Origin of the sequence: Microcoleus sp. Pol14D4, assembly GCF_036701245.1 — a bacterium.
Classification (GTDB): domain Bacteria; phylum Cyanobacteriota; class Cyanobacteriia; order Cyanobacteriales; family Microcoleaceae; genus Microcoleus.
The window spans coordinates 1-12,068 of sequence record NZ_JAUBQM010000068.1 but is presented as its reverse complement, the minus strand read 5'-3'; the positions used below and the strand labels follow the sequence as shown (position 1 = coordinate 12,068).

7 protein-coding genes are annotated in these 12,068 nt (G+C 45.3%); 5 read left to right on the top strand and 2 right to left on the bottom strand.

Translation table 11 applies throughout. From position 1 onward, the window contains the following. Window positions 1-32 precede the first annotated feature (32 nt). From uca to QUA33_RS20980, 3 genes are all read left to right on the top strand, one after another. Complete coding sequence (gene uca, locus QUA33_RS20990; protein WP_333150854.1) at window positions 33-3,650, top strand: urea carboxylase; 3,618 nt, start codon at window positions 33-35, stop codon at window positions 3,648-3,650. A gap of 624 nt (window positions 3,651-4,274) precedes the next feature. Continuing rightward, window positions 4,275-5,501, top strand: a complete 1,227-nt coding sequence (locus tag QUA33_RS20985) for an FAD-dependent monooxygenase (protein WP_333150852.1) — start codon at window positions 4,275-4,277, stop codon at window positions 5,499-5,501. Window positions 5,502-5,694: 193 nt separating this feature from the next. Beyond that, entirely contained in the window at window positions 5,695-6,960 is a 1,266-nt protein-coding gene (locus tag QUA33_RS20980) for an alpha-L-fucosidase (RefSeq protein WP_333150850.1), read from the top strand. Window positions 6,961-8,094: 1,134 nt separating this feature from the next. On the opposite strand, the gene QUA33_RS20975 is transcribed toward QUA33_RS20980, so the two are convergent. Further along, complete coding sequence (locus QUA33_RS20975; RefSeq protein ID WP_333150848.1) at window positions 8,095-8,883, bottom strand: class II glutamine amidotransferase; 789 nt, start codon at window positions 8,881-8,883, stop codon at window positions 8,095-8,097. A 192-nt stretch (window positions 8,884-9,075) separates the two neighbouring features. Here QUA33_RS20975 and QUA33_RS20970 point away from each other — a divergent pair, with 192 nt between their 5' ends. Continuing rightward, a complete protein-coding gene (locus QUA33_RS20970) occupies window positions 9,076-9,258 on the top strand; it encodes a hypothetical protein (RefSeq protein ID WP_333150845.1) in 183 nt (60 codons plus the stop codon). A gap of 260 nt (window positions 9,259-9,518) precedes the next feature. Here QUA33_RS20970 and QUA33_RS20965 read toward each other — a convergent pair whose 3' ends face one another. Further along, window positions 9,519-9,656 (bottom strand): hypothetical protein, encoded by a 138-nt coding sequence (locus QUA33_RS20965; RefSeq protein ID WP_333150843.1) that lies wholly within the window; start codon window positions 9,654-9,656, stop codon window positions 9,519-9,521. Window positions 9,657-9,702: 46 nt separating this feature from the next. On the opposite strand from QUA33_RS20965, the gene QUA33_RS20960 reads away from it, so the two are divergent. Further along, a complete protein-coding gene (locus QUA33_RS20960) occupies window positions 9,703-11,622 on the top strand; it encodes an iron uptake porin (protein WP_333150841.1) in 1,920 nt (639 codons plus the stop codon). Window positions 11,623-12,068: the final 446 nt, after the last annotated feature.

The following is a 12,068-nucleotide window of genomic DNA, read 5'->3' as shown; positions in this document are numbered from 1 at the left end:
CAATTACAAATTCCCAATTCCCAATTACCCAAATGTTTAACAAAGTTTTAATTGCAAATCGCGGTGAAATTGCCTGCCGAATTATCCGCACCCTCGATCGCCTCGGAATTGCTTCGGTAGCAGTATATTCTGAAGCAGACGCCCGCGCCAAGCACGTTTTCGCCGCCAGCGAAGCCGTTTGTATCGGTGCAGCCGCCGCAGCCGAGAGTTATTTGCGGTTCGATCGCATTCTCGAAGTTGCCCGCCAAACTAAAGCTCAAGCTATCCATCCTGGTTACGGCTTTTTGAGCGAAAATGCTGAATTTGCCGAAGCTTGTGCAAGCGAAAATATTGCATTTATCGGCCCGACTCCGAGTCAGTTGCGCTGCTTTGGATTGAAGCACACCGCGCGGGAAATCGCCGCTGCAAATCAAGTGCCGCTAACTCCCGGAAGCGAACTTTTAGCAAGTTTAGAGGATGCGGAAAAAGCGGCTGGGGCGATCGGCTATCCGGTGATGCTCAAAAGTACCGCAGGCGGCGGCGGCATCGGTTTGCAGGCTTGTTTTGGCGATCGAGATTTGGCAGAAGCATTTGAAAAAGTACAGCGTTTGAGTCAAAGCAATTTTAAACAAAGCGGAGTTTTTTTAGAGAAATACATTCAAACAGCCAGGCACATTGAAGTCCAAATCTTTGGAGATGGCAAAGGAAATGTCATAGCCTTGGGCGAGCGAGATTGTTCAGTGCAGCGGCGCAATCAAAAAGTAATAGAAGAAACCCCCGCCCCTGGTATTAGCGACGAACAGCGAAATCAGTTGTACGGTGCAGCAGTGCGGCTGGGAAAAGCGGTAAATTACCAGTCAGCCGGTACAGTTGAATTTGTATTTGATGTCGATGCCAAACAGTTTTATTTTTTGGAAGTCAACACGCGCTTGCAAGTCGAACACGGCGTTACTGAAGCTGTCAACAACATCGACCTCGTAGAGTGGATGGTAAAACAGGCTTCGGGAGATTTGTTCCCCCTGGAAGAGTACCGCTATCAACCGCAGGGACACTCAATTGAGGTGCGAATTTATGCGGAAGATGCCGGCAAGAATTTTCAGCCGAGTTCCGGGTTGCTGAATCAAGTTGCGTTTCCCGAAAACGTCCGCTGCGACAGTTGGATAGAAACCGGCACGGAGGTTACTCCTTTTTACGATCCGCTGCTAGCCAAAGTAATCGTTTGCGGGGATAATCGAACCCAGGCGATCGCTCAACTAAAAGCTGCTTTAGATGCCAGTGAAATAGCGGGAATTGAAACTAATTTAGATTACCTCCGCCAGATTTTGGACGATTCCCGATTCAACCGAGGCGAACTGAACACGCGCTTTTTAAACTCTTTTGAATACGCACCTTTAACGATCGATGTATTGGATGGAGGAACCTACAGCAGCATTCAAGATTATCCGGGGCGGATTGGCTATTGGGATGTGGGCGTGCCGCCTTCTGGGCCGATGGATCATCTGGCATTTCGATCGGCAAATCGTTTAGTAGGAAATCCCGAATCCACAGCAGGATTGGAATTCACAGCGACAGGCCCAACTCTGCGCTTTAATGCCGATACAGTTATTAGTTTGACTGGTGCAACTATGAAGGGAACGCTAAACGGCGAATCGGTGCCGTTTTGGACAGCAATTCCCGTAAAAGCTGGCAGCATTCTCAAGTTAAAAGCCATTCAAGGCGGCGGCTACCGCACTTATTTAGCAGTCAAGCACGGCTTTAATGTCCCCGATTATTTGGGCAGCAAATCAACTTTTGTACTGGGCAAATTTGGCGGACACGCGGGCCGCACGCTGCGTCCGGGAGATGTGTTAAAACTCAACCAAACTGCAACTCTGGAAGCGGAAATATCTTTGCCTCCGGAACTAATTCCCACCTACAGCAATAATTGGGAAATCGGCGTTTTGTACGGCCCTCACGGCGCGCCGGATTTCTTTACTGAGTCAGACATCGAAATGTTTTTCTCCACAGAATGGCAGGTGCATTACAACTCGACGCGGACGGGCATTCGGCTGATCGGCCCGAAGCCCACCTGGGCGCGTCAAGACGGAGGAGAAGCGGGTTTGCACCCGTCTAACATTCACGATAATGCTTACGCGATCGGCACGATCGATTTTACGGGCGATATGCCTGTAATTCTCGGTCTTGACGGCCCGAGTTTGGGAGGTTTTGTGTGTCCTGCTACTATTGTGCAGTCGGAATTGTGGAAAATCGGGCAACTGAAACCGGGGGACAGCATTCGCTTTCACTGTTTGAGTTTTGCTGAAGCTTTGCAGCGGGAATTAGCACAAAATCTGCAAATTGCTACTTTTAGTTTGCCTGTTTTTGGGGAAAATGCGGAGGAATTGCCCGCCGTTCCCGCTTCTCCAATTTTGCACGAAATTCCAGAATCTCCGGGACAGGTGGCTGTTACTTACCGTCAAGCTGGGGATAAATATATTCTAGTTGAATACGGCCCGTTGGTGCTGGATTTAAATTTGCGTTTTCGGGCGCACGCATTGATGGAAGAGTTGAAAGCAAATCCGTTGCCTGGTGTGATCGAATTAGTGCCGGGAATGCGATCGCTCCAAATTCACTTTGAGGGCCGCCAGATTTCGCAACAGCAGCTAATGCAGGCGCTGATTGCGGCCGAGGCGGAACTTCCGGCGATCGAGGATTTGGAAGTGCCGGCGCGAATTGTGCACTTGCCTTTATCTTGGGAAGATGAATCGACGCTGTTGGCCATTGAAAAATATATGCAGTCTGTGCGATCGGATGCACCTTGGTGTCCCAGCAATATTGAGTTTATTCGCCGCATAAACGGGCTTGACAGCATCGAACAAGTCAGAGAAATTGTATTTAATGCTAGCTATTTAGTGATGGGTTTGGGAGACGTTTATTTAGGCGCGCCCGTCGCAACTCCCCTCGATCCGCGCCACCGTTTGGTTACTACTAAATACAATCCCGCCCGCACTTGGACTCCTGAAAATGCAGTTGGCATTGGCGGCGCGTATTTGTGCGTTTACGGGATGGAAGGGCCCGGAGGTTATCAATTTGTCGGCCGCACAGTGCAAATGTGGAATCGGTTCAAACCAACGGGGGATTTCCAGTCTGGTAAACCTTGGCTTTTGCGCTTTTTTGACCAAATCCGATTTTATCCGGTTTCTCATGAGGAATTGCACCGCTGTCGGGAAGCATTTATCGAAGGGAAGTTTAAATTAAAGGTTGAGGAAATCACTTTTAATTTGAGAGAATACAATGAGTTTTTGCATTCTATTGCTAACAGTGCGGCTGAGTTTAAAGCGCAGCAGCAGGCCGCATTTAATGCAGAGCGCGATCGCTGGGCCGCATCCGGGGAATTTGACGCTGAAGCGGCCGCAGAATCCTCGGCAGATGTGGCTTCTGACACGGCTGCGGAGGTTACTTTGCCGATCGGCTGTGAGGCAGTTGTCGCTCACGTTTCGGCTAATGTTTGGCAGGTGCTGGTTAATGTGGGAGATGCGGTTGCTGAGGGCGATCGGCTGTTAATTTTGGAAGCGATGAAAATGGAAATTGCTATTACTGCTGATGTTGCCGGCACTGTTGCCGAGTTGTTTTGTGAAAAGGGGCAAACGGTGACAGCCGGACAAATTCTAGCGGCTGTTCAACCGAATTAATCCCTCTGTTGTCAGTGCGGGGACAGTGGGAAGCTAGGCAGCAACCAAATCTGTAACTACTCTCTGGGTTAGCCACTGCATACGTTATACGTTAGTTTTTATCCTCAAGGATTCTCGGCCAATTGGGGATTTATTGACCAAGAATTTTAAAGATGGTACCCGCCACGTGATTTATCCGTGGAATCAATCCAAAATCTAAAATCTAAAATCCTCAAGCCCCCGAATTTATCTCGCGCAAGTCAATCCAAAATCTAAAATCTAAAATCTAAAATCGAATGACCGCCGAGGTCGGTGGGCTGTCCGACTCCAATACCCGGATGTGAATTTCTTCTCCGAAGGATTTGCTGTTGTCGGTGGCGGGCAAGAGTCGGGCTTCATTCGTCGCTAGATTATTGCATCACGCGATCGCCTGTAAAACTGTTTGACCAAAGCGAATCGTTAATTTAGCATTTATAGTGTTGATATTTGTTGGCTCTGCACAATCAAGTTAAGAAAGGCGCAGATGAGCGAGATTGATGAACATAAAGTTAATCGCCAGGTAAATTTAGAAATTTTTGGAGAGGTTCAACCTCATCACAAGTCAATTTCCTAAATTTTTTCATGCTGTACAGCTCACTCAATAATATGACTTCAATATCAAAGGTAATTATCATCGGCGGTGGAATTGGCGGTCTGACCCTAGCCCGTGCCTGTCTTGATGTGGGCATTGCAGTTGAACTATACGAGAAGCGCGGTCTGGATGTTATGCTCTCAAGGCCCGGAGGGATATTCATCCAACGCAATGCTTTGCGCGTCTACAAGCTTTTGCAATCAGGGCAGATTTACCAGCGTTTCTACCAGCAGGGAGGCAAGATCCTCAAAGGTGGGTTTTTTAACCAAAAAGCGGAACCCCTCTACATTAACGCTCCTCAATTCATAGGCAAAGATGACTTGGGTGTGTGCCTCCTGCGACCTGAACTTCAGCAAATTTTATTTGAAGCTTTGCCAGAGGGAACGGTGCGGACTGGCGCTGCCTTTGAGAAATTTGAGGACACGGGCAACGGCATTCGGGTATTTTTCTCTGATGGTCGCACTGCTGAGGGTGACATCTTAGTCGGTGCTGATGGTCTTTACTCCAAGGTACGCGCTAGTCTTAACGGTAGGGAGCGGTTAGAGGAGCCTGTGTACAGCAGGACTTGCTGCTGGAGAGGCTACTTTGATGGCTCTGGCTTACCACTAGATCCACAATACAGTTGGGCAGAATTCTGGGGTCAGGGCCATCGCTTTGGCTACTTCGATGTCGGTGGCGGTCGGTTTGCTTTCTATGCTTTCAACAACACCCCAGCGGGCGGTAATGACGATGCGCTGGGCGGTTCCTTGAATGCCTTGCGCTCCCTGTTTAAAGGCTATGCTGACCCAGTACCAGCGATCGTCGAAACTCTCGACGGGCACAAGATTTACCGAGATGATATTGTCGATCGACCACCGCTGGGAACCCAATGGGGGCAAGGGCGAGTTACCTTAATCGGGGATGCCGCGCACCCAGTTCAACCGAATATCGGTCAAGGGGGCTGTATGGCGGTGGAAGACTCTTTTGAACTAGCGAAACTCCTATGTACTAGCCGAAGTGCTGGCGATACTGTTCCTTCCCTATTGCGGCAGTTTGAAGGCAGCCGCACTCAGCGAGTTACTCGCGTTTTCGATACTTCCAGACAAATAGGGAAATTGGGGCAGGCGGATACGGCGATCGGATGTTTGTTGCGGAACGGCATTTACAAGCTCACTCCTACTTGGTTGGCTGACTTGCAGTTCAAATGGTTGTTTGATTACCAACCTCAATGGAATCATACCCGTACAAATCATTTAGAATAAGTTTGACATTGGGAAACACAAAATACTCCCTCAGTTTCCCAACGATTACCATTGTTAGAAACCTCTGTGGCGTTACATTTGGGGCAGCTCATTTCAGCCCCATTCGACAAAGAAGTTTACCCTAGGTTATTCATTTTACCTGAGAGTAAACATTACTCTTTCAGCTATACCGCCTATATTTCAGGGTAAACCAATGACTCAAGAAAACAACTGGTTTGAGACAGCACGATTGGGAATGTTTGTTCACTGGAGCCATAGCAGCCAGTGTGGGTACGAAGTATCTTGGCCGTTGGTCGGAGGCGTCTTTAGCTTGCCGTACTGCCAAGATGTTCCGGTAGCGGACTATCACCGCACCGCCCAAACTTTCAATCCGACTGAATACAACCCTCAAAGTTGGGCTAATTTAGCGAAACGTTTGGGGATGCAGTATGTGATTTTGACGGCTAAACATCATGATGGATTTTCCTTATTTCATACCCAGCAATCCGACTTTTCTATCGAGTATGCGCCGTACAAAAAAGATATTGTCCGAGAATTTGTGGAGGCGATGCGGGCGGAGGGTTTGCGAATTGGGTTGTATTTTTCCTTGATTGACTGGCATTACCCTGACTATCCGGCTTTCACAGAAGCCGACAAACCGTATCAGTTTGGGAAATTTCGACAGCCAACGAGTTCTCAGTGGGACCGCTACCTAGAATTTATGTTCGCTCAAGTCAAAGAATTGTTGAGCAACTACGGAAAGATTGACTTGCTTTGGTTTGATGGCGGTTGGGAACGAAAACCAGAGCAATGGCAAGCTAAACAGCTACATGAAATGATTCGATCGCTGCAACCGCATTTGCTAATCAACGATCGCCTCCCTGGATTTGGAGACTTCGATACCTGCGAGCAATTCATTCCCCCCCAACCGCCTCAACGTACTTGGGAAGCTTGCCTAACTCTGAATGAAAGCTGGGGTTACAACCCGAAGGACACCCAATTCAAGTCAGCTCGCCAACTTATTCATACCCTCTGTGAAGTTGCAGGTAAAGGTGGCAATCTGCTGTTGAATGTCAGTCCAATGGGCAATGGGCAGATTCAATCTGAACAATTGGATTTGTTGCAATTTGTAGAAGACTGGATGGCTGTCCATGCCCAGAGTATCCTAGGAACACAGCCTGGACTGGAACCTTGGCAATTCTACGGCCCTTCTACTCGGCGGGGCAATCGCTTTTACTTATTCTTGCTGATGAAGCCCTACGAGTCAGTAACAGTACGAGGTGTACCCATTAAACGGATTCAAGACGTTTCTAAAGTCGCTGGAGGGGAATCATTACAATACTCAACTCGCTGTGCGATTGTCGATTCTATGTTAAGTGCCGATCCTCTTGGGGAGTTAACGATTCAAGTGCCTGAAGAAGCTCTCAATCCCTATGCTACGGTGATTGCAGTTGATATTGCTCCAGCTAACGATACTTAGAACAAGATTTGGCTAGTTTCGCGATCGCACTTCTTCACTTCGTACCCCAGGAGCCGATCGCATCCAGCTCAATCTCACGATCGCACTTTGGGTTCCATCTTATACAAATCATTCAGAATAAGCTTGACCGAAAGGAAAAGTGAAATACTCTGTCAGTTTCCCAATGCGATAATTGGTCGTCCTCCATAGTCAGGGTTAAGAGAGTTTTTCAATAACTTCAAAACTCGTTAGAATGATGGATAAAATTCCTCCTGATAGCTGCCAATATACTTTGAAAGTTTTTTACAAAAAGCCAGCGTTTTTCTCACCCATCTACAGAGCCTATACCTCCGAGTATTATTAATTTTTTATAAGTCATAAATTTTCCCACTATCCTTGTCTTTCCCTTTGTGTCTTTTGCTATAAAAAACTGCGGACTAAGAGCTTCCAAAATCTGTATGACTGACAGCAAATTGCCTCAGCCAGTAGTAATAAATTCCATAATTTCCTAGCTTCCTTCTCATCTCGCTGCCCAATATATGCTATAAAAATAAATTTTTTTAGAGCATCTCTAGCCAGTTCTTTCTACTGCTTATTACCTTATTCACTCTGATGAACTTCTATCTATCAGAAATTTTCGTTATTGTGGAATAGGTTGATGTTGGGGGTTAATGACAAACTGTCAGAGACAGTCTTTACCTTTAAATTTTTGCTTTTCACTATGATTCAGACCATTTTTTATGACATTTTTACAACGGCAAAGCGGACAATTCATAAAGAAGGAAGTTAAGAAAGTAGAACTAAATAATTCTACCGGCTTTCCATAACTATGCACCGCTACCAAATTATTAAAGCCTTGTGGATTTGAATTGAGCAACTTTAAGAAGTTTAAAATTAGAGCTTTGATTAGCTGGCGGTTTCCTACACTCACTTTAGCATAGTAAGTACGAAAGATCCGTTTGATTATTTGCCAACAGTTAACAGGAGGATGGAGAAGGTGTTGGAGGAACAAACCTGTGAAAACCTTTATGCTCTGCCTGGTCAGTTTAACAACTATATCTTATCGATTTGTCCCTTGGCTGCAAGATAATGGTGACGTGCGTCATAAACAGCAGGTTATGGCTTTGTTTAGGCTTTAAGTTTGTTTGAGTCCCGTTAACTTAACTCCAGCAGCCCAGAAGAGACCGGCAAACCATCCTGAAATACCAGCAATTCTCCAGGCTGAATTTGCGTCCAAACTTCGTTATCTGTCAGCGGAAAAGTGGCAATAACAGCCACGCGATCGTCCTCATTGGTCAATTCCCGAAAATCGACTGTTACATCTTCGTCGATCGAGTGAGCGCTAGCAAAAGGTGCTTGTCGCACAATATAATGCAGATTAGTAGAACAGTGGGTGAACAAGTGTTCTCCATCGGAAAGTAAATAATTAAAAATTCCGTGTTCTGCCAAAGTTTTAGTAATTTCCTCCAGTACCTGGTAAATTTTCGCTAAAGCAGGCTTACTATGAGGAAAAGTGGAGCGCAGCTTTTCTAATATTAAACAAAATGCTTTTTCACTGTCAGTTTTGCCCACAGGTTTGTAAACTCCGGCACATTCTGGATCAAAATTTTCAAGATTTCCGTTGTGAGCAAACACCCAATAACGTCCCCAAAGTTCCCGAATAAAAGGGTGGCAGTTTTCCAGAGCAATTTCGCCTTGCGTAGCTTTGCGGATGTGAGCAATGACGTTAGTTGAATGAATGGGATAGCGACGCACTACTTCTGCAACCGGAGAAGCAATCGCAGGTTTAGAGTCTATAAAAAGGCGACATCCCAAACCTTCAAAGAAAGCAATTCCCCAACCGTCTTGATGAACGTCGGTTTTGCCCCCCCTTGCAGAAAAACCCTCAAAAGAAAAGCAAATATCTGTCGGAACATTGCAGTTCATTCCCAGTAATTGGCACATAGCTTTTAAGTCTCTGGAGTGTGGATCGATCGCGCAGCTATTGGCAGCTACAGATTTGCGGTGATAATATTATAGTATTAAGGGGTTAAATAAGTTAAATACACTTAATATTTTGGCTGGATCAATGGTAGTGAGACTGAAGCCAAAAACTTGGCGATAGCTAAAAAAATCGCTCGTGTTTCCTTGGGAACGATGTTAACCGATAAATCGCTATACACTTTTTCCAGTGTAGACAGCGAGTATAAAATATTAGCCGATATCCGGGATGGAATTGATAGGACTTTGATGGTTTGGCAGCACCGTTTGAATGCCTTTAACAATCAGCCGGTCATTCACATTATCAAAAATCATGGAAAAATTAGTTTGCTTAAATGATCGGGGAACTGAATCTGGTGTTTATGAATAGTGCTGGAAAAGATGATATCTAATGTATAAAAAGCTAATTAATGGTGTATTTTGGTATCGATTATATCTGCCCCCACATCATTAATATTACTACTTAACTATCCTAGCGATAAAGAGATGTTTTAATTAAAATTAAAGCAATGGCACAGGAATGTCTGAGGAAATAATATCGCAGATTTTTAATTTTTCCTTCATTATAAAATCTGTTAAAAAAAACGGGAACCGGATAGTCAATCAGGCGTCACATAGGTGAAGAAACCGAGGACAGCAGTTTGACTCGTGCGTCGGTTTTGGGAGAAGGAATGCAATTTACGATCGCCCTTCATCTCGAATAGTGCGTCAAGCGTAGCTACTCCGTAGGAAATCACGCTTTTTCTCAATTTTTTTGCTTTTTACTCACAAAGTATAAGTGACATGAAAAATCATAAGTGCGATCGACCAATTTGGAAAATCCTTAGCAGCTTAATACTAGGATTCGGATTGCAGGCATTATTCAGCATTCCAGCCTTAGCAGAAACGACAGATCCTGAAACAACAGCAAATAGTGCAAATTTGGAAGATCCAGTTAATGAATGGTATCAATTACCCGCACCGACAAATAATCTACCGGAGAATTTCGATCGAGATTACGATCGCAAATTAGTCGAAAAAGCTGACAATGTAGAGGAAACTTCACCGATAAACCCCACATCGGAGCCACCCGTACCTATCGCGAGTGAGATAGAAACTCACGTATCCGAAGCCAGCGAAACGCAGCCCGCCCCAATACCCGCATTAGTGGAAGAAAATAAATTAGAAAGTCCCCCGTTAATTTACCAGGCTCAAAACTCGATAGAACAAGTTACATCAGTTTCCCAACTCAGCGACGTACAGCCCACAGACTGGGCATTTCAAGCACTGCAATCCTTAGTAGAAAAATACGGCTGCATAGCTGGATACCCCGACGGAACCTATCGCGGAAACCGCGCTATAACGCGCTATGAATTTGCAGCAGGAGTCAATGCTTGTTTAGATACAATCCGCGAGTCCATCGCCAAATCAACTGAAAGTATAGCTAAGCGAGACGACTTAATAAAACTGCAAAAATTGCAAGAAGAATTTGCAGCCGAAATTGCCACCATGCGAGGCAGAGTGGATGTGCTAGAAGCGCGAACGAGCGAACTAGAAGCCAATCAATTTTCGACCACAACTAAGCTGTCGGGATTCACAATTTTTGGAATACAAGGGCGCACGCCCAACCGTGCGGATCGGACTCCCAGAGACGGCAAAAGAGATACCAAAGACCCCGGTACAAATGTCAACATTATCAACCTAAATCAATTCTACTTAACCACTCAATTTAGTCCTCGCAGTAACTTATTAATCGGTTTTTACAACCAGAACGGAAGCAATTCACCACAATTAACCGAAGACGTAAACCTTGCTTATAATGTAGCCGAAACTTCTGGATTAACTGTCAGCGACCTCAACTACCGCTTTCTGGTCGGCGACAAATTGGCAGTGTTTGCAGGAACAGCAGGAGTTAACATGATTACCGCTTTTCGAGGGCCGAATCGCGCAGAAAGTGCAGCTTCTGGCCCCCTTTCTGCGTTCGCGCAAAGAAACCCAATTTTGAACACTGGTTTGGGTTTAGGCGGCATCGGCATTGACTGGCAATTTGCGAATCGAGCCAGTTTGCAAGCAGTTTATTCTACTAACATTCCCGGATTTTTTGTGAGTTCTAACGGGTCTAAAAGACACAATACATTGGGGGTACAACTAACTCTGACGCCAGCCGATCCCGTTGATGTTACTGTCTATTATGTTAACGATTATTCGCCGGACGGTAATTTGATTAGTTTGGCAGGGGATAGCCAATTGACTGCTATCAACTCTAACACAAATAAGTCCGCTTCTCTGCAAACAAATGCAGTGGGAGCAAGTTTAAATTGGCGCATTTCCTCGCGAGTTTCTCTAGGAGGTTGGGCTGGTTATACTAATTCTCGCATTCCGGGTAAATCTGGTACGGTAGCAACTACAAATTATATGGTTTTTGTAAATTTCCCCGATTTGTTTAAAACCGGAAATTTAGGAGGAATTTATATCGGGCAGCCACCTAAAATTGTCAGCAGCAATTTATCTACAGGCAATAACGTTCCTGATTTTTTAGATACGGGTTTAGGGCGATCGGGCGGGCAACCGGGAACGACTACTCATGTAGAGGTATTCTACCGTTGGCAGGTGAATGATAATATCAGCGTCACCCCTGGATTGATCTTGATTTTTCAACCCGGTCACACTCCCGATAGCGACCCGATCTCAGTTGGTGTATTGAGAACTTCATTCTCCTTTTAAGAGTTTAATCCTGTGAGGGCGGGTTTAGTAGAGAACCCAATTGCCAACAATTTTGGCGAACCCGCCCCGGAGGAACGAACCAGAAGAAAATTTAATTTAATTTTGTGGAACCGACATCCTGCCTGTTAAGCGAGAAAGGTATTCTTCGGTAAGCCGACAGTAATTAAAACCCCAGGCCAGCGGGATTTCCTAAAATTTTTTCTCAGTAAAAACCCGCTATCTTTACTCCAACTTTACATTTAGCAGTAATTTCCCCGTTTTTATCTTTTTTTCATACATACAAATACCTAATTATTAAGTTTAAAAAAATACGCATAAACACGCTTGAAACATAAGTTTTCCTAACTTAATCTATTATTAGGAGCATTACTATAGCAATTCCATTTGAGATGTAAATATGAATTTCTATGGTAAAATAGGAAAGTTTGATAATAAATGAAAGGGAA

Bases quoted from the DNA above. Each gene is read 5' to 3' on its own strand.
- uca (WP_333150854.1), top strand. From the start codon at position 33: ATGTTTAACAAAGTTTTAATTGCAAATCGCGGTGAAATTGCCTGCCGA.
- QUA33_RS20985 (WP_333150852.1), top strand. From the start codon at position 4,275: ATGACTTCAATATCAAAGGTAATTATCATCGGCGGTGGAATTGGCGGT.
- QUA33_RS20980 (WP_333150850.1), top strand. From the start codon at position 5,695: ATGACTCAAGAAAACAACTGGTTTGAGACAGCACGATTGGGAATGTTT.
- QUA33_RS20975 (WP_333150848.1), bottom strand. From the start codon at position 8,883: ATGTGCCAATTACTGGGAATGAACTGCAATGTTCCGACAGATATTTGC.
- QUA33_RS20970 (WP_333150845.1), top strand. From the start codon at position 9,076: ATGTTAACCGATAAATCGCTATACACTTTTTCCAGTGTAGACAGCGAG.
- QUA33_RS20960 (WP_333150841.1), top strand. From the start codon at position 9,703: ATGAAAAATCATAAGTGCGATCGACCAATTTGGAAAATCCTTAGCAGC.